Consider the following 25,293-nt stretch of genomic DNA (forward strand, 5'->3'; position numbering starts at 1 on the left):
TGGCGACGACCGAAACGGTGATCGACCAGCACCCGGGAGTGTCAGATAATGGAGCGCCTTGACGTCGTCATTGTCGGAGCGGGCATTTCAGGTGTCAGCGCGGCCTGGCACTTGCAACAGCGTTGTCCCGCCAAGACTTACGCCATTCTGGAGATGCGGGGTGACATAGGCGGCACGTGGGATCTTTTCCGCTACCCGGGGGTACGCGCTGATACCGACATGTACACGCTTGGCTACCGTTTCCGGCCGTGGAAGGGACAAGCCATTGCCGAGGGCAGTGCCATACTCGACTATGTCAAGCAAACAGCTGCAGTAGGCGACATCGACAAGCACATCCGCTTTAACCACAAGGTGATCAAGGCCGACTGGCGCAGTGCAGAGAACCGCTGGATTGTGCGCGCCCAATGCGCGAAGCCGGGAAGTAGGATCGCTTCCTCGGTCACGATCTCCTGCTCATTCCTTTTCATGTGTAGCGGTTACTACAACTACGACCAAGGCTACTCACCCTATTTCGCGGGTACCGAAGCCTTCAACGGGCCGATCATCCACCCGCAGCACTGGCCCAAGGACCTTGACTACGTCGGCAAGGACGTCGTCGTGATAGGGAGCGGCGCCACGGCGGTTACGATGGTTCCCGCGCTAGCGGACTCGGGCGCCAAGCACGTCACCATGCTGCAACGCTCGCCCACCTACATCAAGTCTGAACCCGCGCGAGACGCCATCGCCGAAAGGCTCATGCGTTGGCTGCCCGAGAACAACGCTTACGCAGCAGTTCGATGGAAGCGGATTTTGCAGCGGACGGCGTTGTACTGGGCCTGCCGGCAGTGGCCGCACCGCATGCGGACGCAGCTGATTCAGCTGTGCCGGCGCCAACTTCCCGCAGGGTATGACGTGATCAAAGACTTTGGACCGCACTACAATCCGTGGGACCAGCGACTGTGTGCGGCACCTAACGGGGACCTGTTCCGCGCCATCCGGCAGGGACAGACGGAGGTAGTCACCGACACCATAAAACGGTTCACCGCAACCGGGGTCCTGCTCGACTCGGGGCGTGAGCTGCCCGCGGAGATCATCGTGACCGCTACCGGATTGAACCTTCAGCTTCTCGGTGGCAGCTCGGTCACGGTCGACGGTCAACCCGTGGAGTTGGCTCAGACGATGACCTACAAAGGCACGATGCTCACCGGGTTGCCCAACATGGCCTACGCGTTCGGTTACATCAATTCGTCGTGGACCTTGAAGGCCGACCTGACATCGGAATTCGTGTGCCGTCTGCTCGAATACATGGACGCCAATGGCTTTGAGAAAGTTGTGGCTGAGCATCCAGCCACCGACGTCGAAGAGCGCCCTTTCATCGAGGATTTCGTCCCAGGTTATGTGCTACGCGTACTAGGATGGATGCCCAAGCAAGGTTCGCGCAGTCCGTGGCGGATGCACCAGAACTACTTGCGTGATCTCCAGTTGATCCGCCACCGCAAGGTTGCCGACGAGAGCCTACGGTTCGAGAGGGCCCCGGAGCGGTCGGCCGCACAGCTGCGCTAATCGATAGTTGGCTGCGCCATTAGCCTGTGGCGCTTCGCCGATATCCAGGCCCGGGACCGTGAAACTCAACCAAATACATTCTGCAACAGAGGAAGTGAGCACACTGACATGCGCGCTGTAGTCATCGAAGGGCCGCGCAGAGTCCGGGTCGAAACCCGCCCCGACCCAGCCCTTCCCGGGCCTGACGGGGCGGTCGTCGCCGTCACCGCGGCCGGCATCTGTGGATCAGACTTGCATTTCTACGGGGGTGAATACCCGGTCGGCGAGCCATTGGCCGTCGGACACGAAGCGGTGGGCACTGTGGTGGAGGCTGGACCGCAAGTTCGCAGCCTCAAGGTGGGCGACCGGGTCATGGTGTCTTCGGTAGTTGGCTGTGGCGTTTGCCCGGGCTGCGCGACCCGCGACCCCGTCCTGTGCCATGGCGGCCTGCGAATCTTCGGTGCTGGTGCACTCGGCGGTGCGCAGGCCGACCTACTCGCGGTACCCGTCGCCGATTTTCAGGTGATGAAGATCCCCGAATCGATAAGCGACGAGCAGGCGCTGCTCCTCACCGATAACCTCGTCACCGGCTGGGCAGCTGCCAAGCGAGCCGACATTCCGTTAGGTGGCACGGTCGCGGTGATCGGTCTGGGTGCGGTGGGATTGTGCGCGCTGCGCAGTGCGTTCGTACAGGGCGCCGCAACCGTTTTCGCTGTCGATCGGGTCGGCGGGCGGCTGGACCGCGCCGCCGGGTATGGTGCCACGCCGGTCAGATCGCCGGCCGCTGAGCGCATCATCGCCGCGACGGGCGGCCAAGGCGCCGATTCGGTGATTGACGCAGTCGGCAGCAGCGCATCGATGACCGACGCGCTCAATGCGGCACGGCCCGGCGGGACCGTGTCGGTGGTGGGCATGCACGATCTGCAGCCGTTCCCCCTTCCCGCCACCACCTGTGTGCTACGCAGCATCACACTGCGAATGACCACCGCGCCGGTGCAGCGCACCTGGCCAGAATTGATTCCGCTACTTCAGTCAGGGCGGCTGGACATCGACGGCATCTTCACGACGACGCTGCCGTTGGACGAAGCGGCCAAGGGTTACGCGACAGCCCAGTCGCGATCGGGCGACAACGTGAAGATCTTGCTCAAGCCGTAGTCGCTTGCGCGACACACATTGTGACCGCGTTGATTATCGTGCGCCGAGTCCAAGCCGCCCGCTACCCATCGCCGCGCCACGGCGGGTCGTCTTCGTAGTCCTGCTGGTGATGATCGGTGCGGGCGTGTTCGGCGTCCCGGCAGTCAGTCGGTTGTCCGTCGGTGGCTTGAAGGCCCGAATTCGGAGTCGGCCAGAGCCAGCGATGCGCCGAGCGTTCTACATGGCCGCACTGTCGGCCATCCGAGCTCCCGGCCCTTCGCGGCAGGTCTACGACCGCAAACGCGGCGAACAATTCATCCATACCCAGGCGCTCCTAGCTCTCGCCCGTCGCCTCGTCGACGTGCTCTGGGCACTGCTGCGCGACGGCCGCGAATTCACTCCCCAAATGCCTACACCCATCAGCGCAGCGGTTCGACATCCTCATTGAGATTCCCCTTTGCATAGTCGGTTAGGTCGTGTAACCGCCGGCTTAGCCCTGTCGCCCGAACGGCCCGACGCGTGATCGCCGCCCGCACCGAAACCTCAGATCCGACCACCCGCACTCCCTCTTTCGCCCGGGTGACCGCGGTGTAGAACAGCTCCCGCGTCAGCAGCCGCGAATCCGGTGGCGGCAGCAACACGGTGACCTCGCCGACCTGACTGCCCTGGCTCTTGTGGATCGTCATCGCGTGCATCGTCTCGACCGCGGACAGCCGGCCGGTTGCGAAGTCAACCCGCCCGGTGGCAGAGGTGATGACGGCGCGCAGACCGTCGGGGCCGGCCACCGCGACACCGGTGTCGCCGTTGTAAACCCGTAACCCGTAGTCGTTTTCGGTGACCAGCAGGGGTCGTCCGGCGTACCACTGCGACCAAGGCGGCTGGCCCGTTTCTTCGGCAAGCCAGTTCTGCACCCGGCGGTTCCACTGCCGCACACCGTGGGGCCCCTCCCGGTGGGCACACAGCAGCCGCTGCCGGCCCAGAGTCGCCAACGCTTCGTCGCCAGATCCCAACAACGCCGCCTCGCGCAGCCGCAACGTGTGCGGCATGATCAGCGCGCGCAGCCGCTCGGTCGGGTCGTCATCTTCGATGAACTCGATGTGTTCGTCACCCGATCGCAACAGCGCGATCACCCGATCCGGATCGCCGACCCGGATCGCACCGGCCAGCTGCGCGATCGCCTTTCCGAACCGGTGCGAGGTTCGTAGGGCCGCGACCCGAACGTCGGTGCGGGCCGAGAGGCCGTCCACCAGGTCCGCCAGCACCGCACCGGCTTCCACCGACGCAAGCTGGTCGGCATCACCGACCAGAATCAGCCGCGTGCCGGGACGCACCGCCTCCAGCAGCCGTGCCATCAATGTCAGCGACACCATCGACGTCTCGTCGACCACGATCACGTCGTGCGGCAACCGGTTGCCCCGGTCGTGCCGAAACCGCGTTGACGTTTCCGGCTTAGCCCCGAGCAGCCGATGCAGCGTCATCGCCTGCGGCTGGCCCAGCCGCGTGCGATCGGCGGAATGAAGTTCGGCGACTTCATCCCGCACCGCCTCGGTCAGCCGTGCCGCCGCCTTACCGGTCGGCGCCGCCAGTGCGATGCGGGGCCGCGACCCACCGGCCAGCTCCGCCTGCTCGGCCAGCACCGCCAGCAGGCGTGCGATCGTCGTCGTCTTTCCGGTCCCAGGCCCACCGGTCAGGACCGTGACCCCCTGCGAGAGAGCAATTTCGGCCGCTTCCCGCTGTTCATCAAAGCCGCGTGGGAAAAGTCGGTCGTAGGCGGGTACTTCGACTACCGGTCCGGACGCCAGCAGGGCCAGCAAGTCGTCACACACCTGCTTTTCCTCGCGCCAGTACCGGTCGAGATAGAGCAGTCGATCGTCAAGATGCAGCACCGGCGGCGTGTCGCAGAGTGGGCTTGCGCGCACCGCTGCCAGCCACTGCTCGGGCTCCGGCCACCCCACGTCGTCGGAGACGTCGGCAACCCCGGCAACCTCGGCAACCGTAGCCAGATCCACACACACCGACCCGCCGCGAACCGCGCGCACCGCCAGCGCCACCGCGAGCGCCACCCGCTCATCGGGCTCCTGGCCCAACGCGCAGAGCCGTTGCGCCACCTGCACATCCGAGACATCCAGCACCCCAGCCTCATTGAAGAGACGCAACAGGCCGCTGGCGGCGACGCAGACCTCGACCTCGGTGGGCATCACGCTGCCCCCGCATCGAGCAGCTCGGACAGCGCCACCACCAGCCGTGGCGGCGGGCTCCAGCCGAACACGCCGGCCGGGGTATCGCCCAGCACGGGCGTGTCGGCACCGCACATGCCCCGCACGAACAGATACAGCACCCCGCCGAGATGGCGTTGCGGATCGTAGCCGGGCTGCCGCCACCGCAGAAACCGGTGCAGCACAACGGTATATAACAATGCCTGTAAGGGGTAATCGGAATGTAGCATCGCCTCGGTCAAGCGCGGAAAACTGTATTCGACCGCGCCGCGACCGAGGTCATTGGTCTTGTAGTCCACCACCAGGTATCGCTGCCCCGGCAGCCGCAACACCACGTCGATCGACCCTGCCAGGTAGCCGCGCAGCGGCCGTCCACCCAATGCGGCGGACGTCAGCCGATCGACATACGAGAACAGTGGGTCGCTTCCGGGCAGTTGCACTCGCAGCAGCTCACCCACGTCGGATAGCGAAACATTCGGGGCCGCATCGCGTAGATCGCCGCCGGCCAACGGCATTTCGAAGGCTAGCTCCCGCAGCCGATCCCGCACACCGATCTGGCGCAATGTCAACCCGCCGGCCAGTGACCCCAACGGTGTGTCGTGCAATGGCACCAGTGCGGTACCCAGCGCTGCGGCCGGATCGGGGGCACCGATGTCCACCGGCCACCAGGCCAGGTGCCGGCGCACCTGCTGCGTGAGCTCGGCGGCCAAATTGGTGGAATGCGGGTCGGCGGACTCCAGCACGGCGTGCACCAGCGACCCGAACGTGGCGCCCGACGGCATGGCTGCTAGCGGCGATGTTGGTTCGGTGATGCGGGGGCCCGAACTTGGTGCGGTAACGACTAGTGCCTCCACCTCGTCGTCGCGCACTTGCACCTCGGGTTCGCTGGCGACTGCGGCCGTAGCGCCAGCCGGTTCCGCGTCGCGCACCAACGCCGAATACGACGTTCGTCGCCACGCGGTATCAATTCGGCGGTGAAAGTGCCGTACCGACAAACCCGATACCGGTGGCGTCTTTTCGGGAACAGGAGCAACGGCGAACACCGATTCCTCCACCGCCGGCCCGCCCTCGGCCTCCCACTGCGCGAACACCGCCCACGCCTCTTCGTCGCTGATTCGGGACGTGCATCTGTCCGGCACCTGCGGATCGCCGATGGCACGGCCGCGCAGCAGCCGCGACAAACCGCCGTTGACTTCGTCTTTGGTCGGTGCCCACCAGGCCACCACCTGCGACTGCGCCCGGGTGAGTGCGACGTAGGTAAGCCGGATATTGTCCCGGGCGGCTTCGACGCGGTTGCGCTCCTCGACCGCTTGACGCTGCGGGCCGCGCCTGGTTCCGCCGATATACAAGCAGCGGGTATCAGTCTCGTCGTGGTAGAGCAGGATATCGTCGCTGCGAACATGCCGATTGAACATGAACGGCAGGTACACGATTGGAAACTGCAGACCTTTGGCGACGAACACCGTCATGATTTGAACCGCCGCGGCGTCGCTGTCCAGGCGACGGTTATGCTCGGCCGCGCCGCCTCGGTCGCTGCACTGTTTGCGCAGCCAATCCCGCAGTGCCGAAAGACCGTATCGCTGTCGATGTGCGGTCTCATGCAACAGCTGTGCGATGTGTGCCAAGTCAGTCATATGCCGCTCGCCGCCCCGCTCGCGCAGCACCCGGCGCCCCATCCCGGCGAGCTGTGCGGCCTCGAATACCGCTGCAATCCCGCGTTGCCGGGCCTCCTCGGCCCACTCTCGCAGCGTACCGGCCACCCGATCGGTGAGCTCATCACCCTGCGCGGCAAGGGTTTCCGCCGTCTCGCCGAAGAACCTGGTGCACGCGGCCGCGCGGGCCAGCCCACTGCGTTGCGGCGCGTCGAACGCCTCCAACAGACATAGCCAGTCCTGGGCGGCTTGGGAAGCGAACACATCGGTGTCGCCGGTGTAGATCGCCGGGATACCCGCAGCCGCCAAAGCATCCCGGCAGGCCCGCGCGTCCCGGTGCTGCTCGACGATCACCGCGATGTGGCCGGCCGCAACGGGCTCGCCGTCGAACGTCGCGTCGCTGGCCAACAGCGCTGCGATATCGGCGGCCAGGTCGGCGGGAATATGGGCCCGCAACACGTCGATCGGGATGGCGGCGGTGCCCGCATAGCCAACTGCGGGTCGGGTTACCACCCGCAGCCGAAACGGCGCGGGGTGGGGGGCTGAGGCTAGGCGGTGTCCTTGACGTTGGGCGTTGATGTCGCGCACGACGATCTCGGCGTGACCGAGGGTGGCGCCGCGCAGCACCGTCTGCAGGCTCGCGATGAGCGCCCCGTCGCTGCGCCAGTTGACGCCCAACGTGTAGCGAGTATCGGCGGTGCGGACCGCCCGCAGATAGGTATGGATGTCGCCGCCGCGGAAGCCATAGATGGCCTGCTTTGGATCGCCGATCAGGATCAGCGTGCAGCGGCGGTGGAACGCACACTCGAGCACCCGCCACTGGATGGGGTCGGTGTCCTGGAACTCGTCGACCAGCACGATCTGCCAGCGCTTCCGCATCCGTTCCCGGGCCGGGGAATCCTCCGCGGCAAGGGCTTTCGCCAGCCGGACGAGCAAGTCGTCATAGCCGAGTATGCGCAGCCGACGCTTGCGGTGTTCGAGCTCGTCGACGACTTGAGTGGCGAACGTTAGCCGCACCGCCGCCTCGCTGTCCGGTTCGGGATCGGCCGGCCGCAGCTGTGCGCATGGGTCGCCCACGACCTGGCGGGCCAGGGTGAGCGCTTGTGCGTACGTCAGCACCGGATCGTGTTCTTGACGTCCGAAGTGCGCGAGGTAGAGGTCGTCGACGATCTGGGTGATCAGTTCGTCGAGACTCTCCTGCAGCATGAGACCGGTATCGGTATCTCCAGCTACACCAAGTGATTTCAGCACCGATCCACAGAACTCGTGTGTGGTGGCGATGGTGGCCGCGTCGAAGTTCGCCAGCGCGTCGCGCAGCCGGGCCCGCCGTATCGCGAGCTTGGCGTCGCTGCCGCGCACCAGGTGCGCGACGAGGTCGCTGCCCGGTAGCGCCCGGCCATCGAGGGCGGCCACCGCCGCGACGATCTGGTCGCGGACGCGTTCTCGAAGCTCGCGGCTGGCGGCGCGGTTGAAGGTGATCAGCAACATTTCGTCGAGCGTGGTGTCGGTCTCGGCCAGGTAGCGGGTCACCAGGCCGGCCAGCGCGAACGTCTTGCCCGTACCGGCGCTGGCTTCCAGCACTGTTGTGGACCCTCGCTCGGGCAACGGCCCCAGTAGGTCGAAGCATTCCATCAGCCCGGTGCCCCTTCGGGGGCCCGTTCAGCGGCCAGCACCGGCAGCCACAGCCGCGCGGCCAGAGCACCCAGCCGGGTGTCCTCACCCGGCATCTCTTCGCCTGGGCGCGGCGGGCCCAGCAGCACAGCGAATGCCGGCCTTTGGCCCCAGACCCGCACGTGTGCGCGCTCGCGGTCGTCGCCGCCGCGAAAGTTGTTGGATTCCCACACTGCCCGCGCCGCCTCGTCCGGGTCGTCGGCGTCGCGGCGCGCCTGCGCCCACGCGCACGACGTTTTCAGCGGGAGCGGCAGCGGTTCACGCCGACCTGTGTCGTAGAGCAACACCAGGTCGCGCAGCACGGCTACCGGGTCGGGGGGCGGCGCGAATAGCCGCTGGGCGATCCGGTTTCGGCTCTTGCCCCGGCCGATGCAGCGCGCCGTCCAATCGCGGTCCGGCCTTTCGGCCGCCAGCGCAACCAACTCGATCCACGACGCCAGCACCTGCTTTGCGGCCAGCTTCGAATAGCTGACCGACACCAAGTGTTGGCCGTGGACCGGCGTGAGCGTTCCGGTCAACCGGCGCCCATCACCGAGGTCGATGTCAAGGTCGTACGCGTCGCCGTCGCCCGTCCGGTACCGCAATGCGGCTATCGCCAGATCACGTGCGCGATCGCGGATCTCCTTGGCTTTGCGTACCCCGAGCCGCCCGGGCGGCAGCGTTCCGCGACGCCACTCCGCGTTGGCGGCGGTGTCCGGATGCATGCCGCGCAGCATGTCGCGCAGCATCCGGTCGCCGACCGTCCAGGCCTGTAGCGGGTCGATCTCCACGGGCATCGCATCCGCAACGGTGTCGACGTCCCACGGCAGCGTGTAGTCGAGCGCCCGGAAGAACCCCTTGACCGGATCTTTGAAGAAGTCGAGCAGATCTGCCAGGGTGAGGTCGGCGGTGGGCTTCGCCGGCAACGGATCGGTGATGAAAGCCGTTGGTGCACTGCGCTGTCCGGTGCTTGCGTGGGCGGCGCCGAGCGCAGCTGGGTCGAATGTGAACGGCTTGCCGTGCAACAGTTCGCCGGGCACGACGTTTCTGCGGTCGAACGGCTGTAGCGGATGTCGGGTGAGAATGCGCTCGCGAACCGGTGTTGACGCCGTCCGATCCAGCGCGTCCAGCAACTCCGCGAGCGGCACGGCCGGCGGACGTGGGTGACCGGTGTGCTCGTCGGCGCCCGTGTAGGTGATCACCAGCGTCTGCCTAGCGGCACCGATTGCGTCGAGCAGCAGTTGGCGGTCCTCGGAACGGATGTCGCGCTCGCCGGTCATCGGGTCGCGCGCCAGCACGTCATCACCGTCTGGGACGCTGTGCCGCGGGAACGATCCGTCGTCGAGCCCGACCAGGCACACCACCCGGTGCGGCACCGAGCGCATCGGCACCATCGAGCAGACGGTCAGCGTTCCGGTGCGGAAGTTGGCTCGTGTCGGGCGTCCGGCCAGGTACTCGTCCAGCAGCGCGGAAACGTCGGGCAGCCGCAGCCGCGTCGACGAGCGCGCGCCATCTGTGTGCGCGAGGACGTCGGCGAACTCTCGCCGCAGCTGCGCTTGCTGCCCCGCATCACCGGATCGGGCAAGGAGGCGCACTCCCTCGGCCAGCGCATCGAGCCAGTCGGTCAACGGCTGTGCGCCGCTGAGTTTTTGGATTACCTGATGTAATCGTGCGACGCACTCGGCGAAGCGCCCAGCCAGCTCCACCCGGTTGCTGCCGACATCGTCGAGCGGCAGCGCGGTGTCCAGCCACGCGCGCGAGTCGTCCGACATCGCCACACCGGTGAGAATGCGGTCGATGCCGAACCGCCAGGTGTTGTGCACGAAATGGTCTAGTCCATAGGGCTGGCGATGTCGCTGGTCGAAACCCCACCGGATGTTCGATTGGCGCACCCAGCCGGTGATCGTGTCGAGATCGTCGTCGGTGAAGCCAAAGCGGGCGCGCACCGGTGCCGCCTGGGTGAAGTTGAGCACCTGGCTGGCGGTGGCGCGGGTTCCGGCGATGGCAAGCAGTTCCGCGGCCACGCCGAGCAACGGGTTGGTCTGGGTGAGCGCGCGGTCGGCGAGCTTGACCCGCAACCTGTGTGCGGGGTGGCTGTCACCGGCGGCCTCGCCCAGGCCGAACCCGGCGATAATCAACGGCGCGTAGGTCTCGATGTCGGGGCACATCACCACGATGTCGCGGGGTTCAAGCGTCGGATCGTCCTCCAACAGACCCAGCAGCACCTCGCGCAATACGGCGATCTGTCGGGCCGGGCCATGGCAGGCGTGGATCTGCACCGACTGGTCGCCATCGGACAGGCAGCGGCCGGCGGGCCGGATGGCGTTGGCGGCGAGGTCGCCTTGCAGCCAGCCCAGCAAGGAATCGGGTTTGGCTGGGGCAGCGATGTATTCGTCGGTCACCGGGGCGGCTGGCAGGGCGCGCTGCAACTCTCGCAGGTCGCGGCCCAGTGTTTGAAGCAGCGGATGGTTGGCGGCCCGCCGGCTGGGGTCTCGGCGTCGGGGAACCGCTGTGTCGAGGTCAGTCAACGCCCGCCATAGCTCGTCGCTGGGATGCGGCAGCCACAGGTGCAGTTCGTGATGGGTGGCCAGTGCGTCGAGCAGCTGCACCTCGGTGCACGCCAACCGGGTGTGCCCGAACAGCGATAGCCGCGCCGCCAGGTCGGCCGGGCCCGCTCGCAGCCGGGCAACCGTCTTCTCGTGCCGGATCTGCGGCGGATCGGCGGGGACAGCGGCGACCAGCGCTCGCCATAAGGCGGGCTGCCACGCTAGGTCGGCATCGAGGTCGGCGAGGCTGGCGGGGTTGCCGTCCAGCCAGTCGGTTAGCAGCTGGGGACGCTGCCGGGCGTAGGACGCGAACAGGCCGGCCAGGCGGCGGGCCACCGCGTAGCGGCGCCCCCGGCGCAGTTCGGCTTCGAAAGCGTCGGTGTCGAAGTGGCCCAAGTGAGTTGCCAACGTTTGGCACCACGGCTCGTCGAGGCTGGCGTCGATGACCTCGAGCAGCGGCCACGTCAAGGCCTCCGGCGACCAGGGATCGATGTCGCGTGTGCCGCTGAGCTCGGCAATCAGGGACCGCGGACTGCGGAATGACACCCCGGCGCACACCCCGTCACCACCGAGCGCGCACCCGAGCAGGTGCGAAAGACGCTGACTCAACCAGCGTTCCACGCCGCGGGCCGCGACGAGCACCAGCTCCTGCGTGAACGGGTCGGGCAGCGGATCGGCGAGCAGTGCGCCGAGGCCGTCGGCGAGCAGGTCGGTCCGTTCGGCACGGTGAACATGAAGCGCCATCGGGCGCCACCATAGACCGTCTTGGCGTTCGAGGTCGCCGCGCAGTAGAACGACCGCGTGGGGCGACACGCTTTAATGCATGCTGGGGCCATGAACAGAAACGAGATCACCGAACAGATCGTCGTTGCCCGCCTGGCACGCGGCTTGAGCTGGCAGGAGCTGGCCGACGCCGTCGGCAGGCCGGTGCTGTGGACCACGTCGGCGCTGCTCGGTCAGCATCCCGTTCCCGCCGAGCTTGCCAAGGTCCTGGTCGAGATGCTGGGTCTGGACGAGTCGGCGGTGCCGGTGCTGGCCGCGCCGCCGATGCGCCGCGGCTGGCCCGCCTCCTTGGCCGGGATGGCGCCTACCGACCCCACCATTTACCGCTTCTACGAAGCTCTTCAGGTCTACGGCGGCGCCATCAAGGAATTGATCCACGAGCGGTTTGGCGACGGCATCATGAGCGCAATCAATTTCAGCGTCGACCTGCAGAAGAAGCCACATCCGTCGGGCGATCGTGTCGTGGTGACATTCGATGGGAAATTCCTTCCCTACCAATGGGTTTCGGCTCGGGACTGAAGGCGATCATGGTAAACCAGCCTGCCAAGATCCGGCGGCCCAAGCCGGTGGATCTCGTTCTCTCGGGTGGCGGCGTCAAGGGGGTCGGCCTGGTTGGCGCCGTCGTCGCCGTCATGGACGCCGGGTACACCGTCAAACGGGTGTCTGGCGTCTCCGCTGGGTCACTGGTCGGGTCGATCCTGGCGGCCGCGTCCAACGGCAACCGGTTGACCAGCCACGAGATCAAAGAACTCGCACTGAGTCTGCCGTACCAGAAGTTCCGCGATGCCGGCCCCATCGGTCATTTGCCGGTTCTCGGCCAGGCATGGGGGTTGCTGCGCGATACCGGCTTGTACCGCGGTGACTTCGCCCACGATTGGATCCGCGGTGAGCTAAAAAACCTCGGAGTTACCACCTTCGGGGATTTGGCTCTTGCCGACAAGCAACTACCCGAAGAGCGCCGCTACCGACTGGCGGTCACCGTCACCGACGTAACGACCGGGCAGCTGGTGCGGCTGCCCTGGGACTACCGCCGCGTCTACGGCCTCGACCCTGACGAGCAGCCGGTCGCCGACGCGGTTCGCGCGTCGATGGCGATCCCGTTCTTTTTCCGGCCGGTCAGTTTGACCAGTGCGGACGGGCTCACTTCCACCCTGGTCGACGGCGGCGTGTTGTCGAACTTCCCGATCGACTCGTTCGACCGGCTCGACGGCAAACCGCCACGCTGGCCCACGTTCGGCATCACGGTGGTGCCGAACCTGCCCGAAGGCAATGACCAGGTAATCCCAGGGGTGGGCGCGCTGCGTCTGCTGGGGCCGCCGTCGGTGCTGCTGGAACAGCTGATCACCACCATGTTCGTCGGCCGCGATCAGACCTATCTGAACCAGCCCTGGGTCAGTGCCCGCGCCATCCGGGTCGACTCGACGGCCGTCAACTTCCTGGATTTCGGCCTTTCGCGCAAGGATGCCGAAGCGCTCTACGACAAGGGCTGCGAGGCGGCGCAGGCGTTCCTCTCAACCTGGAACTGGGTCAAATACCTGGAACGGTTCCGGGAGTTCCAATAGCGGTCAACGCGCTCGGGCCAGCCGCTTCGAGGTGACGAGCCGCCGCCAACCTGTCACACTTTCCGAATGGAGGAGGCGGTCCGGGTGTGATGCGGTTGCCGAAAGCAACCGCATCACCCGTCACTTACACTCCGAACTCGGCTTCGATGCCGTCGATCCCCGCGCGCAGCGCCGCGAGCGCATCGGCGCGGGCCCGCAACTTGGTGGCGGCGTGGGCGCGCTGGTTGAGACCGGCGAATTCCCGGGCGGCTTCCTCGGAACGGCTGACCACCACCTCGGGCAGGGCGATTTCGTCGATAAAGCCGGCGGCCAGCGCGGTTTCCCCGAAGAACGTCTTGGACAGCCCGGTTGCCTGCTGGTACGCCGACCGCGTCAGTCGCAGCTTCATGATCTCTAGCGCCGCGTACGGAATGGTCATGCCGATCGCGACCTCGTTGGCCTGGATGTTGTACGCATGGGCGGCCACCCGGTGATCGCCGGAGGACAGCAGAAACGCTCCCATCGCGATGGCGTGACCGGTGCATGCCATCACCACGGGTTTGGGGTAGGACAGGAGTCGGTAGGTCAGCTCGAAGCCGCCTCGGAGCATGTCGATCGCGGGCTGCACCTCGCCGGAGGTCAGGATCTTCAGGTCGAAGCCTGCGCTGAACACCCGCCCATTCCCGGTGATCACCAGCGCCCCGACGTCGTCACGGTCGGCGTTGTCGATCGCTTCGTTGATGGCCTGCTGCATGGTCGGGCCCAGCGCGTTGACCTTGCCGTCGTCCATTTTGATGACCGCGATGGAATCCTTGCGGGTATAGCTGACCGGGCCGCTCATGGGTTCGATTGAATCAGATCGGCACTGGGCGATCCCGCGCGCCCGCGGTTGGCCCGCCGTCACACGCGCTGGCCGCTGTGCTTGCCCAGTTCGTTCTCGGCGTCCCCCCAGCGCAGGCTGACGTCGGTGGGCTCGTCGAGCTGCCGGGTGCGCCACCTGTCCTGAGTTTCGGCCACAGCGCGGTTGATCCGGTCGATCTCGCTGCGGAAGACATCGGGACGCGTTTCCTTGCTCGCGTAGTGGAAGTACGTCAGCAGGCTGCGCAACAGCTCGAGCTTCTGCTTCTCCCGCTTCGCCAGGTCATGGGTGGTCATCAGCTCGATGCGCTGAACGGGCGGCAGCGCATCCCAGTCCAGCACCACTTTGGTCTCCAGCGGATGCCGTCCGCGCTGCCAGAACCGCCATCCGCGCGGCTGTTCGGGTCGGTCGTAGTAGGTCACCGTGCCGGGGAAGCGGGACTCGATGCCATGCCCGATCTCGGCACGATCGAGCGCGGAATCCCACACCATGCGCCACTCCTGACCGGGCGCCAGCATCGGCAACTCGTGGGGAAGCTGAAGTTCGACGACATCGGCGTAGCCGTCCGAAGCGTTCTCGTATTGGGCCACGGTCGGGGGATTGGGAAACGAGAACCGGACGTCATAGGCGGCGGTGCGACCGAAGTTTCGGACCACCAACTCGATCACATGCCAGTCCGCCACGTGCGGCTCCATCAGCATGCCCACGTAGGGCCGGGTCTGCTCCGCGGCCAGCCGACGATTGCGCTGGATCTGCCCGTTGGTCACGACGAGTGCGACGACACCGAGCGCAAGCGCCGCCCAGGCGGCAAACGCCAACCAGGTGCTGGACTCGACCCCGGTGTTCCCAAGCCAGCTGCCCTGGACCCACCCCATGGCATCCACCCTCCGCTTATACCACAGTGATCGCGGCCGGAAAAGTTAGCTGACATGATCCTAGCGGCGCCTCGGGGCATATCGCAGGCTGCCGAATCTTTGGGTGATGTGTCGCTGGCGGCGTCGCTGGGCCAGGACCGGACCAGCCGCGGCTGTCCGAGTCCCTCAGCCGCCCATCAACATTCGCCACTGATCTAGATTTGCGGGCCGGTAAACGTAGTTGGACCGCTTGACCTCCGAGAGTGACGCGCTCGGCTCGGCCGAGTACCAATGCCCGGGAAACACGGTTGGGTCACCCGGAAGTTCGGCGAGCTGTCTCAGGCTGCGGTACATCTCGTCGGAATCACCGCCGGGAAAGTCGGTGCGTCCACAGCCCTCCAGGAACAACGTGTCACCGGCGACCAGCCGCCCGTCGAGCAGAAAGCATTGACTGCCCGGCGTATGCCCGGGGGTGTGCAGCAGCTCGATTTCGATGTCGCCGATACTGACCTTGTCCCGATGCTCATGGGTGGTCAGATCCCCGATGGGAATCCCGGTGACTCGCGAAACCCACAGCGCCTCATGGGTATTCACGTGCACGGGTACGGTCGCTCGCTCCAGCAAGTCGGACAGGCCCCGCAGCTGGAAACCCATCATCGAGCCGCCGACATGGTCGGGGTGATGGTGGGTCACCAGCACGCCGGACAGATGCATATCGTCGGATTCGAGCGCGTCGATCAGATCCCCGGCGGCGTAGGCCGGGTCAACCACCACGCAATCCCCGGTTTCGCGGTCTCCGATCAGGTAGGCGAAGTTGCGCATCTGCGTCGCGAACATGTCGCCGACGGCGAAATCGCGACCGGAGAGCAGTTGACGGAAGTACAGCCGGTCCTTGCACACATCACCAGCCTAGGTCTGGTCCAACAGCGCCCAACCGAGACCGCCGCATTTCGGCACCAACGCGCCCGGTTGGGCTCGTTGTGGTGTAGCCCCCGAGCCTGACCGGGGGGGCGCTCGGTATCTTTGGTCCATGCTGAAGAGGGTCGAGATAGAGGTTGACGACGACCTGGTCCAAGAGGTCATCCGGCGGTACCGCGTGAAGGGCGCGCGAGAGGCTGTCAACCTTGCGCTCCGGACGCTTCTCGGCGAGGCGGATACCGCGGACCATGCCCGGGATGACGAGTACGACGAGTTCAGCGATCCCAATGCCTGGGTTCCGCGGCGGAGCAGCGACAGCGGGTGATCCGCTACGTGGTTTGGTGGCGTTGCACGCCAGGCTGTACCCTCTTTTAGGCCCGCTGCACGACCCGACTGGTCGCTACGGGTGAGCGGCCCCCTTAGCTCAGTCGGCAGAGCGTTTCCATGGTAAGGAAAAGGTCAACGGTTCGATTCCGTTAGGGGGCTCGGCGGACGCCGAGCAGGCTGGCGGTGCGTACCAGAGGCGATGTAGCTCAGTCGGTTAGAGCGAACGACTCATAATCGTTAGGTCGCCGGTTCGAGTCCGGCCATCGCTACAACACAACAACGACACGTGTGAGAGATTCGAGAGAGAACGGTCATGGCTTCCAGTACCGACGTGCGGCCGAAGATCACTTTGGCATGCGAGGTGTGTAAGCACCGCAACTACATCACCAAAAAGAACCGCCGTAACGACCCGGACCGGCTGGAGCTAAAGAAGTTCTGCCCGAATTGCGGCAAGCACCAGGCGCACCGCGAGACGCGGTAATCGCCGACCCGTGAGCAGTTGTTTTCCGCTGACTAGGTAGGTTCGAGAGCCATGCCGTTGACCGCAGACATCGTCGGGATGCACTACCGCTACCCCGACCATTACGAGGTGGAGCGGGAGAAGATCCGCGAGTACGCCGTAGCCGTTCAAAACGACGACGCGTCATTCTTCGAGGAAGACGCGGCCGCCGAACTCGGCTATAAGGGCCTGTTGGCCCCCCTGACGTTCATCTGCGTGTTCGGCTACAAAGCGCAGTCGGCGTTCTTCAAACACGCAAACGTCGCGGTCCAGGACGCGCAGGTCGTCCAGGTTGACCAAGTGCTGAAGTACGAGAAGCCGATTGTGGCGGGCGACAAGCTTTACTGCGACGTCTACGTGGATTCGATGCGTGAGGCGCACGGCACCCAGATCATCGTGACCAAGAACATCATCACCAATGAAGCAGGTGACATCGTGCAGGAGACCTACACGACCCTGGCGGGCCGTGCCGGCGAGGATGGGAAAGAGGGCTTTGCTAATGGCGCTGCGTGAGTTCAGCTCGGTGAAGGTCGGAGACCAGCTTCCGGAGAAGACGTACCCGCTGACCCGCCAGGATCTGGTGAACTACGCGGGAGTTTCGGGTGACTTGAACCCGATCCACTGGGACGACGAGATCGCCAAGATGGTCGGGCTGGACACCGCGATCGCCCACGGCATGCTGACCATGGGTCTTGGCGGCGGCTACGTCACGTCATGGATTGGTGATCCGGGCGCAGTCACCGAGTACAACGTGCGATTCACCGCGGTGGTGCCGGTGCCCAACGATGGCAAGGGCGCGGAGATCGTGTTCAACGGCCGGGTGAAGTCGGTCAATCCGGACAACAAGTTGGTGACCATCGCCCTCACGGCCACCACGGACGGCAAGAAGATCTTCGGGCGGGCCATCGCCTCGGCGAAACTGGCGTAACCCATGGCGTTAAAGACCGATATCCGCGGGATGGTTTGGCACTACCCGGACTATTTCATCGTCGGCCGTGAGCAATGCCGCGAGTTTGCCCGAGCTATCAAGTGTGATCATCCCGCCTACTTCAACGAGGACGCGGCCGCCGATCTCGGCTACGCCGAGATCGTCGCTCCGCTGACCTTCGTGACGATCTTGGCGAAGTACGTCCAGCTGGATTTCTTCCGGAACGTTGACGTGGGCATGGAAACCATGCAGATCGTCCAGGTCGACCAGCGGTTCGTGTTCCACAAACCCGTGCTCGCCGGGGACAAGTTGTGGGCCCGGATGGACATTCATTCGGTCGACGAGCGGTTCGGAGCCGACATCGTGGTCACCAAGAACGTCTGCACCAACGACGACGGCGAACTGGTCTTGGAGGCCTACACCACCCTGATGGGCCAGCAGGGTGACAACTCCACCCAGCTCAAATGGGACAAGGAATCCGGGCAGGTCATCAGGACGGCGTAATTAGTATCTGGGTCCTGCCGCTATGTAGACTCTAGTACACTCGGACCTCGGGGTTTTCCCAACATCAGCGCGCTTTCCGTGAGTTGAACGAGCGCGCGCGTGTCATGTAAGCCCCGGCGCAAATGGTTGGCCTGGGCCTGGTCTGGGCTTGCCTGCCAACCGCGAAGGGGCGTAGCTCAACTGGCAGAGCAGCGGTCTCCAAAACCGCAGGTTGCAGGTTCAAGTCCTGTCGCCCCTGCTGAAAACGAACGTCCGGCGACGATGCGGGCCGAGACGGCCTGAGGAGGAGACGGACCATATGTATCGTGCCATGGTGGACACTGGGAAGGTGCCCAACCAACGCGGAACGGCTCGCGGGATAGCTAGCAAACGAAGGAGCGCATAGTGAGCGACGAAGGCGACGCTGCCGACCAGGCCGCAGCCGACGGCGCCGAAAGTGCGGAGGCGCGCGGGAGCGGTGGTCGGACCGCCCTGGTGACAAAGCCGACAGTGCGGCCGCAACGTCCCACCGGCAAGCGGTCCCGGCAGCGCGTGGCAGGTGCCGACGAAGACGTCGACGGCGAAGAGTCGTCGACCAAGACCTCGGAAGACACCGGGGTCGCTACCGACGATTCGGCCAAGAAGGCGGCCTCGAAGGCTGCCAGGGCAAAGAAAGTCAGAAGAGTCAGCAAAACGGGGGCTCGGCCAGCTAACCCGATCGCGTTCGTATACAACTACCTAAAGCAGGTCGTTACCGAGATGCGGAAGGTGATCTGGCCGAACCGCAAACAAATGATCACCTACACGTCGGTGGTGCTGGCGTTTCTGGCCTTCATGGTGGCGCTGGTTGCAGGCGCTGATTTCGGCCTGACCGAGCTAGTGATGCTGGTGTTCGGCTGAGGTTCGAGAGTGACAGAGAGGACTGAAAACCGTGACTACCTTCGACGGTGACACGTCCGCGGGTGAGGCGGTCGATTTGCAAGAGGCCAGCGTCCCCCAGGACGTAGTGGCCCCGGCTGAAGAGGTCGATCCGGCCGTCGCGCTCAAGGCGGAGCTGCGCAGCAAGCCCGGCGACTGGTATGTCGTGCACTCCTACGCGGGGTACGAGAACAAGGTCAAGGCCAACCTCGAAACCCGGGTGCAGAACCTTGACGTCGGCGACTACATCTTCCAGGTGGAGGTACCCACCGAAGAGGTCACCGAGATCAAGAACGGCCAGCGCAAGCAGGTCAACCGCAAGGTGCTGCCCGGCTACATCCTGGTGCGGATGGACTTGACCGACGACTCATGGGCCGCGGTGCGCAACACGCCGGGGGTCACCGGGTTCGTCGGCGCGACGTCCCGCCCGTCGGCCCTCGCCCTCGACGACGTGGTGAAGTTTCTGCTTCCGCGGGGGTCGACGAAGAAGGCCGCCAAGGGTGCGGCCAGCACCGCTGCCGCCGCCGAGTCCGGTGGGCTGGAGCGTCCGGTCGTGGAGGTCGACTACGAGGTCGGCGAGTCGGTAACCGTCATGGACGGGCCGTTTGCCACGTTGCCGGCCACCATCAGCGAGGTCAACGCCGAACAGCAGAAGCTCAAGGTGCTGGTCTCTATCTTTGGCCGCGAAACACCGGTGGAACTGACCTTTGGCCAGGTCTCCAAGATCTAGCCAGCAGCCCGCTTGCGGGCAGCTGGATGCTTAACCAGGAAGGAACGTCGACACGTCATGGCCCCGAAGAAGAAGAAGGTCGCCGGGCTGATCAAGCTGCAGATCGTGGCGGGACAGGCCAACCCTGCACCGCCGGTTGGTCCCGCGCTCGGCCAGCACGGTGTCAACATCATGGAGTTCTGCAAGGCGTACAACGCCGCGACGGAAAACCAGCGCGGCAACGTCATCCCGGTGGAGATCACCGTCTACGAAGACCGTAGTTTCACTTTCGCGCTCAAGACGCCGCCCGCCGCCAAGTTGCTGCTCAAGGCCGCGGGTGTGCCCAAAGGTTCGTCGGAACCACACAAGACCAAGGTCGCCAAGGTCAGCTGGGATCAAGTTCGCGAGATCGCCGAGACCAAGAAGGCCGATCTCAACGCCAACGACATCGACGCAGCCGCCAAGATCATCGCCGGGACCGCCCGATCAATGGGCATCACCGTCGAATAGCCCGATTCGTGGGAGGGCTAGCTTCGGCCCGCTTGATAACCACAACCCAACACCAGATTGGATATCAAATGAGCAAGACCAGCAAGGCATATCGCGCTGCGGCCGAGAAGGTGGACCGCAGCAACCTTTACACCCCGCTGCAGGCGGCCAAGCTTGCCAAAGAGACGTCCTCGACCAAGCAGGACGCGACCGTTGAGGTGGCGATCCGGCTCGGCGTCGATCCGCGTAAGGCAGACCAGATGGTCCGCGGCACGGTGAATCTGCCGCACGGCACCGGTAAAACCGCGCGGGTCGCGGTGTTCGCGGTCGGCGAGAAGGCCGATGCCGCCGTCGCCGCGGGGGCCGATGTGGTCGGCAGTGACGATCTGATCGAGAAAATCCAGGGTGGCTGGCTGGATTTCGATGCGGCGATCGCGACCCCCGACCAGATGGCCAAGGTCGGCCGTATCGCACGGGTGCTGGGGCCTCGTGGCCTGATGCCGAACCCCAAGACCGGCACTGTCACCCCCGACGTGGCCAAGGCCGTCGCGGACATCAAGGGCGGCAAGATCAACTTCCGCGTGGACAAGCAGGCCAACCTGCACTTTGTCATCGGCAAGGCGTCGTTCGACGAGAAGAACTTGGCGGAGAACTACGGCGCTGCGCTTGACGAGGTGCTGCGGCTCAAGCCGTCGTCGTCGAAGGGCCGCTACCTGAAGAAGATCACCGTGTCGACGACGACTGGCCCGGGCATTCCGGTCGACCCATCCATCACCCGGAACTTCGCGGCGGAGTGAGTGGGCGCCTGCGGCGCCGACGAGCGCAGCCGACACCGCGCTAAACCCGACGTCAGCCCGGCGATGGCGCCCCGGCATATCGGCCAGCGCAACGAATACGTGCTGACCAAAGACTGGTCCGGTGAGCACGAGCGATTGAACCTGCTTGCCGCCACCGTCGATGCGCTGAGCATTGACGCCATTCGTACCGCCGGATTCGGGCGAGGTTGTCGTGGCCTGGACATCGGAGCCGGGACGGGTTCGGTGGCTAGTTGGCTCGCGCGTGAGGCCGGCGATCCGTCGCTTGTCACCGCCACCGATGTCGACACTCGTCTGCTCCAACCGCTAGCGGATGCGGGCATCCGGGTCCTGAAGCACGATGTGGTCACCGGCGAGTTTCCGCCTGGCTCCTTCGACGCAATCCACACCCGCTCCGTCCTCGAGCACATCGAGCAACGGGAGGAGATCCTAGGCCGAATCATTCCATGGCTGGCACCGGAGGGCGTGCTGGTGGTCGTGGACTGCGCTTCGTTTTCGGTGCTCAGCAGCCGTAATCCCATCTACCGCAAGGTGATGCAAGCATGGGTCGATGTGCTCGCCCTTACTGGCACCGATTACGAGTGGGCCCGCAGCTTTCCCGAGCCGCTGCAGCGCCATGGGTACCGAGATGTTGGAGTGTCGGCGATACTGCCGGCGATACAGGGCGGCACCCCGATGGCGAGGTTCTGGAGTTTAACCCTGGAGGCGGTGCGACCTCGCATCCTTGATGCCCAGTTGAGCTGTGACGAGGAGATCAACCAGGCCCAACGCCTGCTCGCTGACCCCCAGTTCTGGGACCTCGGACCAGGCTTTCTGGCGGCTTGGGGGCGGCGCCCGTAGCCTTCCTGACGGCCGGCTCGGCTATCTCTCCTTTCTTGTCTGAAGCAGATCGGTTGATTTTTCCTCCACCGATTAGCCGAGGAAGAATTCCGTCCATAGGGAGGAAATTCGTCCGTTGGCACGATGTGCTTGGGCTGGAAATTCACGAGTATGTAGTACGAATGAAGCGTAGGTATGCGTGCGCAGTGATCCCAGCGCGAGAATCCAAATTGCACGGCAAAATTTCCCGCGGAGATAGTTGAAGTCGTGAAAAGCTGATGACACAACTTGACCACCAGCCAGAAGGAATTCCTGCGGACCCGCCTGATGGAACGCATGGGCTGGCCGGAGGCTGGCCTGTGCGTCGGTCCGTCGACTTCGTACCTGCCGATCGAAACCCCCGGTGTACCAGCACGCCGAGGGCGGCATCGACCGCTTCCGCGACGACCTGTTCTATGCGACCCGCACGCTGGTGTCGGCCTCGCTGTTCATCCAGACGGCGCCGGTGCCGTTCGTGCGCCCCCATCTCGGCAGCCATCCGGACGTGATCGAGGAAATCTTGCACCGCTGGCAAGCCGCCGGCCTGCATACGCCATGCCAAAAGCGTTCTGCGGCAACGAAGCACCGGCGATGCCGGTGATGCCGCCGGTGTTCCACCAAGTGCTTAGGCGGCGGCACCCGGCTTGAGGTAGGTCACCAGGCTGCAGTCCAGCATCTCGTCGGTGAAGTAGTGCTCGCAGCCGCGCAGATACTTCATGTACCGGTTGAACACCTCTTCGGAGGTGACCTCGATGGCCTTGTCCTTGTTGGACTCCAACGTGTCACCCCAGATCCGCAGCGTCTTGATGTAGTGCGGCCGCAGTGACAGGGGTTCGGGGACAACAAAGCCGGCCTTCGCGCCGTGTTCGACCATCATCTCGGTGGACGGCAGGCGGCCGCCCGGAAATATCTCGGTGACGATGAACTTGATGAAACGTGCCGTTTCGAAGCTCAGCTTCTTACCGCGGGCCGCCATTTCGTAGGGGTGGTAGCTGACGCTGCTCTGGACCGTCATCCGACCGTCCTCGGGCATGATGTTGAAACACCGCTTGAAGAAGTCGTCGTAGTTCTCGTGCCCGAAGTGCTCGAAGGCCTCAATGGACACGATCCGGTCGACGGGTTCGGCGAAGTCTTCCCAGCCGTGCAGCAGCACCCGGCGGGAGCGGCCGGTGTCGAGCGCGCCCAACACCTGCTCGCAGCGGGCGTGCTGGTTCTTGGACAGGGTGAGGCCGATGACGTTGACGTCGAACCGCTCTACGGCGCGCTTCATGGTGGTGCCCCAACCGCAGCCGATGTCAAGCAGTGTCATGCCCGGCTTGAGGTCCAGCTTGTCCAGGTTGAGGTCGATCTTGGCGTACTGGGCTTCTTCGAGCGTGAGCTCCGGTGGCTCGAAGTAGGCGCAGCTGTAGATCCGGGTCGGGTCCTGGAACAGGGCGAAGAAATCGTCGGAGACGTCGTAGTGCGCCTGGATGTCTTCGAAACGCGTACGCGTCTTAGTCGGGCCAATCGGCTTCTCGGCCATTGTCGTCATGTCTCCTGGATGGTGTCAGTTGGCGGCGCCCGTGCACCCATAGCCCGTCTGTGGCACGAAAAGTTTACTTGGCCAGCGTGAACTGGTTGCAGTCGATGTAGCCGATGCGGAAGGCCTTGGCGCAACCGGTCAGGTACTTCATGTACCGGTCGTAAACCTCTGCGGATTGGATCTTGATGGCCTCGTCCTTGCGGGCTTGAAGGGTCTCGGCCCAGCAGTCGAGGGTCTTGGCGAAATCCTGTTGTAGCGATTGGACGCGGGTTACCTTGAAACCGACCTTCGCCGAGTGTTCCTCGACCTTGTCGATCGTGGGCAGCCGGCCGCCCGGGAAGATGTCGGTCAAGATGAATTTGATGAAGCGGGCCATCTCAAACGACAACGGTATGCCGCGCTCTATGACCTGCTTCGGGTGCAACCCTGTGATCGAGTGCAGCAGCATCACGCCGTCGGCGGGCATTGCGTCATAGGCGAACTTGAAGAAGTCGTTGTAGCGGTCGAAACCGAAGTGCTCCAACGCTTCGATGGTGACGATGCGGTCCACCGGCTCGTTGAAGTCTGCCCAGTCGCTCAGCAGTACCCGATGCGAGCGGTTCGTATCGATTTGGTCGAGCATTCGCTGGCAGTGGGCGTGTTGGTTTTTCGATAGGGTCAATCCGACGACGTTGACGTCGTACATCTCGACGGCGCGCTTCATCACCGAACCCCAGCCGCAGCCGATGTCGAGCACGGTCATCCCGGGCTGTAGCCCCAGTTTGCCCAGCGTCAGGTCGAGCTTGGCGATCTGGGCCTCTTCCAGCGTCATGTCCTCACGCTCGAAATAGGCGCAGCTGTAGGTACGAGTCGGATCCTGGAAGAGCGCGAAAAACTCGTTGGAAAGGTCGTAATGCGCTTGGACGTCGTCGACGTTGGACCGCGTTTTTGTGGTGCCCGCTGAGTTATCAGACATGTGTCCTCCCACTGTGGTGGGCACCTTCACGAGGTGGCCATCCCCGGCACCCTACACGCTGCACGGCGTATCGCATGGATTCATGGTTTTTTGCGTAGGTCTTTCTCGGTCAGGACCCGCCAAATATCGCTTTGACGGCGCGGTCACTACTTCTCCAGGGTGAACTGGTTGACGTCGATGTAGCCGACCCGGAACATCTTGGCGCAGCCGGTCAGGTACTTCATGTACCGCTCGTACACCTCTTCGGACTGGATGGCGATGGCCTCGGTTTTGTGGGCTTCCAGGGCCTGTGCCCACAGGTCAAGGGTCCTGGCATAGTGCGGCTGCAGTGATTGGCGGCGAGTCAGCTTGAAACCCGCCTTCGGTGCCTGCTCCTCCACCATCTCGATCGTCGGCGGCTGCCCGCCGGGAAAGATTTCGGTCATGATGAACTTGAGGAAACGAGCGAGCCACAGTGACAGCGGCAAGCCGTTGTCGATCATCTGCTGCTTGGTCAGGCCGGTGATGGTGTGCAGCAACATCACCCCGTCCGCGGGCAGGATCTTGTAGGCCTTCGCGAAGAAGTCGTCGTAGCGGTCGTGGCGGAAGTGCTCGAACGCACCGATCGACACGATGCGGTCCACGGGCTCGTCGAACTGTTCCCACCCGTCTAGCACCACTCGCTTGCTGCGCGGGCCGTCCATCTGGTCGAACAACTTCTGCACATGGGCGGCCTGGTTCCTCGACAGTGTCAGGCCAACGACGTTGACGTCGTACTGCTGCATCGCGCGCCGCATGGTGGCGCCCCAGCCGCAGCCGATGTCGAGCAGCGTCATGCCGGGCTGCAGGCCCAGCTTGCCCAGCGCCAGGTCGATCTTGGCGATCTGGGCCTCTTCCAGCGTCATATCTTCGCGCTCGAAGTACGCGCAACTGTAGGTCTGGGTCGGATCCAAAAACAGTCGGAAGAAGTCGTCGGATAGGTCGTAGTGCGCCTGCACGTCGTCGAAGTGCGGCGTCAAGTCGTTGGCCATGACCGTGTTATGCCCTTTCCGGACCCTAGGTGGCCCTCCGGTGTCTGCACGGAACGCAACCGATGTTTCCCCCTGCCCATATGCTCGAGGCATGCTATCCGATCCG

23 protein-coding genes, 3 tRNA genes and 1 pseudogene are annotated in these 25,293 nt (G+C 64.6%); 18 read left to right on the forward strand and 9 right to left on the reverse strand.

Going from position 1 to position 25,293, the window contains the following annotated elements:
* Positions 1–45: 45 nt before the first annotated feature.
* Both AADZ55_RS03930 and AADZ55_RS03935 read left to right on the forward strand, forming a co-directional pair.
* Positions 46–1,542 (forward strand): flavin-containing monooxygenase, encoded by a 1,497-nt coding sequence (locus AADZ55_RS03930; protein WP_085323517.1) that lies wholly within the window; start codon positions 46–48, stop codon positions 1,540–1,542.
* A 108-nt stretch (positions 1,543–1,650) separates the two neighbouring features.
* Positions 1,651–2,676, forward strand: a complete 1,026-nt coding sequence (locus tag AADZ55_RS03935; RefSeq protein WP_085323516.1) for a zinc-binding dehydrogenase — start codon at positions 1,651–1,653, stop codon at positions 2,674–2,676.
* Between the two features lie 398 nt (positions 2,677–3,074).
* On the opposite strand, the gene recD is transcribed toward AADZ55_RS03935, so the two are convergent.
* Genes recD through recC form a run of 3 tightly spaced genes read right to left on the reverse strand, consistent with a single transcriptional unit; the run spans position 3,075 to position 11,463 of the window.
* A complete protein-coding gene (recD, locus tag AADZ55_RS03945; protein ID WP_085323515.1) occupies positions 3,075–4,853 on the reverse strand; it encodes an exodeoxyribonuclease V subunit alpha in 1,779 nt (592 codons plus the stop codon).
* Positions 4,853–8,155 carry an exodeoxyribonuclease V subunit beta gene (gene recB / locus AADZ55_RS03950; protein WP_085323514.1) on the reverse strand — a complete coding sequence of 1,101 codons (3,303 nt, stop codon included), beginning with the start codon at positions 8,153–8,155 and terminating at the stop codon, positions 4,853–4,855. The genes recD and recB overlap by 1 nt, the downstream gene beginning before the upstream one ends.
* Complete coding sequence (recC, locus tag AADZ55_RS03955; RefSeq protein ID WP_085323749.1) at positions 8,155–11,463, reverse strand: exodeoxyribonuclease V subunit gamma; 3,309 nt, start codon at positions 11,461–11,463, stop codon at positions 8,155–8,157. Before recC ends, recB begins: the two co-directional genes overlap by 1 nt.
* 90 nt (positions 11,464–11,553) lie before the next feature.
* On the opposite strand from recC, the gene cynS reads away from it, so the two are divergent.
* The gene (gene cynS, locus AADZ55_RS03960; RefSeq protein ID WP_085323513.1) at positions 11,554–12,021 is read left to right on the forward strand and encodes a cyanase; all 468 of its coding nucleotides are present in this window, start codon (positions 11,554–11,556) and stop codon (positions 12,019–12,021) included.
* Positions 12,022–12,029: 8 nt separating this feature from the next.
* Positions 12,030–13,064, forward strand: coding sequence for a patatin-like phospholipase family protein (locus AADZ55_RS03965; RefSeq protein WP_085323748.1), 1,035 nt, complete (start codon positions 12,030–12,032; stop codon positions 13,062–13,064).
* Between the two features lie 124 nt (positions 13,065–13,188).
* Here the strand turns inward: AADZ55_RS03965 and AADZ55_RS03970 are convergent, their stop codons facing one another.
* The 3 genes and pseudogenes from AADZ55_RS03970 to AADZ55_RS03980 all read right to left on the reverse strand — a co-directional run bounded on the left by AADZ55_RS03970 (position 13,189) and on the right by AADZ55_RS03980 (position 15,656).
* The gene (locus AADZ55_RS03970; RefSeq protein WP_085323512.1) at positions 13,189–13,884 is read right to left on the reverse strand and encodes a crotonase/enoyl-CoA hydratase family protein; all 696 of its coding nucleotides are present in this window, start codon (positions 13,882–13,884) and stop codon (positions 13,189–13,191) included.
* 51 nt (positions 13,885–13,935) lie between these two features.
* Positions 13,936–14,777: pseudogene (locus AADZ55_RS03975) on the reverse strand (hypothetical protein); the annotation flags it as partial.
* A gap of 165 nt (positions 14,778–14,942) precedes the next feature.
* Entirely contained in the window at positions 14,943–15,656 is a 714-nt protein-coding gene (locus AADZ55_RS03980) for an MBL fold metallo-hydrolase (RefSeq protein ID WP_085323510.1), read from the reverse strand.
* 130 nt (positions 15,657–15,786) lie between these two features.
* Here AADZ55_RS03980 and AADZ55_RS03985 point away from each other — a divergent pair, with 130 nt between their 5' ends.
* The 14 genes from AADZ55_RS03985 (at position 15,787) to AADZ55_RS04050 (ending at position 22,301) form a co-directional block, all read left to right on the forward strand.
* On the forward strand, positions 15,787–15,999 hold the full coding sequence (locus tag AADZ55_RS03985) for a type II toxin-antitoxin system VapB family antitoxin (RefSeq protein WP_085323509.1): 213 nt from the start codon (positions 15,787–15,789) through the stop codon (positions 15,997–15,999).
* Positions 16,000–16,087: 88 nt separating this feature from the next.
* Positions 16,088–16,160 (forward strand) — tRNA-Thr (locus AADZ55_RS03990).
* Between the two features lie 36 nt (positions 16,161–16,196).
* Positions 16,197–16,270: transfer RNA gene (locus AADZ55_RS03995), tRNA-Met, on the forward strand.
* 44 nt (positions 16,271–16,314) lie between these two features.
* A complete protein-coding gene (rpmG, locus tag AADZ55_RS04000) occupies positions 16,315–16,482 on the forward strand; it encodes a 50S ribosomal protein L33 (protein ID WP_003898538.1) in 168 nt (55 codons plus the stop codon).
* Between the two features lie 51 nt (positions 16,483–16,533).
* Positions 16,534–17,013: a (3R)-hydroxyacyl-ACP dehydratase subunit HadA gene (gene hadA, locus AADZ55_RS04005; RefSeq protein WP_085323508.1), complete on the forward strand. Its 480-nt coding sequence runs from the start codon at positions 16,534–16,536 to the stop codon at positions 17,011–17,013.
* Positions 17,000–17,428 (forward strand): (3R)-hydroxyacyl-ACP dehydratase subunit HadB, encoded by a 429-nt coding sequence (gene hadB / locus AADZ55_RS04010; RefSeq protein WP_085323507.1) that lies wholly within the window; start codon positions 17,000–17,002, stop codon positions 17,426–17,428. Before hadA ends, hadB begins: the two co-directional genes overlap by 14 nt.
* 3 nt (positions 17,429–17,431) lie before the next feature.
* On the forward strand, positions 17,432–17,932 hold the full coding sequence (gene hadC / locus AADZ55_RS04015; RefSeq protein ID WP_085323506.1) for a (3R)-hydroxyacyl-ACP dehydratase subunit HadC: 501 nt from the start codon (positions 17,432–17,434) through the stop codon (positions 17,930–17,932).
* A gap of 165 nt (positions 17,933–18,097) precedes the next feature.
* A tRNA-Trp gene (locus AADZ55_RS04020) sits at positions 18,098–18,170 on the forward strand.
* A 146-nt stretch (positions 18,171–18,316) separates the two neighbouring features.
* Positions 18,317–18,811 (forward strand): preprotein translocase subunit SecE, encoded by a 495-nt coding sequence (gene secE / locus AADZ55_RS04025; RefSeq protein ID WP_085323505.1) that lies wholly within the window; start codon positions 18,317–18,319, stop codon positions 18,809–18,811.
* A 31-nt stretch (positions 18,812–18,842) separates the two neighbouring features.
* The gene (gene nusG / locus AADZ55_RS04030) at positions 18,843–19,559 is read left to right on the forward strand and encodes a transcription termination/antitermination protein NusG (RefSeq protein ID WP_085323504.1); all 717 of its coding nucleotides are present in this window, start codon (positions 18,843–18,845) and stop codon (positions 19,557–19,559) included.
* Between the two features lie 57 nt (positions 19,560–19,616).
* Positions 19,617–20,048, forward strand: a complete 432-nt coding sequence (gene rplK, locus AADZ55_RS04035) for a 50S ribosomal protein L11 (RefSeq protein ID WP_085323503.1) — start codon at positions 19,617–19,619, stop codon at positions 20,046–20,048.
* A gap of 68 nt (positions 20,049–20,116) precedes the next feature.
* Positions 20,117–20,824 carry a 50S ribosomal protein L1 gene (rplA, locus tag AADZ55_RS04040; protein WP_085323502.1) on the forward strand — a complete coding sequence of 236 codons (708 nt, stop codon included), beginning with the start codon at positions 20,117–20,119 and terminating at the stop codon, positions 20,822–20,824.
* Entirely contained in the window at positions 20,825–21,682 is an 858-nt protein-coding gene (locus AADZ55_RS04045; protein WP_085323501.1) for a class I SAM-dependent methyltransferase, read from the forward strand.
* A 382-nt stretch (positions 21,683–22,064) separates the two neighbouring features.
* Entirely contained in the window at positions 22,065–22,301 is a 237-nt protein-coding gene (locus AADZ55_RS04050; protein WP_085323500.1) for a hypothetical protein, read from the forward strand.
* 24 nt (positions 22,302–22,325) lie between these two features.
* Here the strand turns inward: AADZ55_RS04050 and mmaA4 are convergent, their stop codons facing one another.
* The 3 genes from mmaA4 to mmaA2 all read right to left on the reverse strand — a co-directional run bounded on the left by mmaA4 (position 22,326) and on the right by mmaA2 (position 25,187).
* A complete protein-coding gene (mmaA4, locus tag AADZ55_RS04055; protein ID WP_085323499.1) occupies positions 22,326–23,231 on the reverse strand; it encodes a hydroxymycolate synthase MmaA4 in 906 nt (301 codons plus the stop codon).
* Between the two features lie 64 nt (positions 23,232–23,295).
* On the reverse strand, positions 23,296–24,177 hold the full coding sequence (mmaA3, locus tag AADZ55_RS04060) for a methoxy mycolic acid synthase MmaA3 (protein ID WP_085323498.1): 882 nt from the start codon (positions 24,175–24,177) through the stop codon (positions 23,296–23,298).
* A gap of 146 nt (positions 24,178–24,323) precedes the next feature.
* Positions 24,324–25,187 carry a cyclopropane mycolic acid synthase MmaA2 gene (gene mmaA2 / locus AADZ55_RS04065; protein ID WP_085323497.1) on the reverse strand — a complete coding sequence of 288 codons (864 nt, stop codon included), beginning with the start codon at positions 25,185–25,187 and terminating at the stop codon, positions 24,324–24,326.
* Positions 25,188–25,293 lie beyond the last annotated feature (106 nt).

The sequence above is a fragment of the Mycobacterium decipiens genome (assembly GCF_963853665.1).
Taxonomy (GTDB): Bacteria; Actinomycetota; Actinomycetes; order Mycobacteriales; family Mycobacteriaceae; genus Mycobacterium; species Mycobacterium decipiens.

Coding starts and splice junctions, on each gene's coding strand:
- AADZ55_RS03935 (WP_085323516.1), top strand. CDS start 1,651: ATGCGCGCTGTAGTCATCGAAGGGCCGCGCAGAGTCCGGGTCGAAACC.
- cynS (WP_085323513.1), top strand. CDS start 11,554: ATGAACAGAAACGAGATCACCGAACAGATCGTCGTTGCCCGCCTGGCA.
- rplA (WP_085323502.1), top strand. CDS start 20,117: ATGAGCAAGACCAGCAAGGCATATCGCGCTGCGGCCGAGAAGGTGGAC.
- mmaA3 (WP_085323498.1), bottom strand. CDS start 24,177: ATGTCTGATAACTCAGCGGGCACCACAAAAACGCGGTCCAACGTCGAC.
- hadB (WP_085323507.1), top strand. CDS start 17,000: ATGGCGCTGCGTGAGTTCAGCTCGGTGAAGGTCGGAGACCAGCTTCCG.
- AADZ55_RS03970 (WP_085323512.1), bottom strand. CDS start 13,884: ATGAGCGGCCCGGTCAGCTATACCCGCAAGGATTCCATCGCGGTCATC.
- AADZ55_RS03965 (WP_085323748.1), top strand. CDS start 12,030: ATGGTAAACCAGCCTGCCAAGATCCGGCGGCCCAAGCCGGTGGATCTC.
- recB (WP_085323514.1), bottom strand. CDS start 8,155: ATGGAATGCTTCGACCTACTGGGGCCGTTGCCCGAGCGAGGGTCCACA.
- mmaA2 (WP_085323497.1), bottom strand. CDS start 25,187: ATGGCCAACGACTTGACGCCGCACTTCGACGACGTGCAGGCGCACTAC.
- hadC (WP_085323506.1), top strand. CDS start 17,432: ATGGCGTTAAAGACCGATATCCGCGGGATGGTTTGGCACTACCCGGAC.
- mmaA4 (WP_085323499.1), bottom strand. CDS start 23,231: ATGACGACAATGGCCGAGAAGCCGATTGGCCCGACTAAGACGCGTACG.
- recC (WP_085323749.1), bottom strand. CDS start 11,463: ATGGCGCTTCATGTTCACCGTGCCGAACGGACCGACCTGCTCGCCGAC.
- AADZ55_RS03985 (WP_085323509.1), top strand. CDS start 15,787: ATGCTGAAGAGGGTCGAGATAGAGGTTGACGACGACCTGGTCCAAGAG.
- hadA (WP_085323508.1), top strand. CDS start 16,534: ATGCCGTTGACCGCAGACATCGTCGGGATGCACTACCGCTACCCCGAC.
- rpmG (WP_003898538.1), top strand. CDS start 16,315: ATGGCTTCCAGTACCGACGTGCGGCCGAAGATCACTTTGGCATGCGAG.
- recD (WP_085323515.1), bottom strand. CDS start 4,853: ATGCCCACCGAGGTCGAGGTCTGCGTCGCCGCCAGCGGCCTGTTGCGT.
- rplK (WP_085323503.1), top strand. CDS start 19,617: ATGGCCCCGAAGAAGAAGAAGGTCGCCGGGCTGATCAAGCTGCAGATC.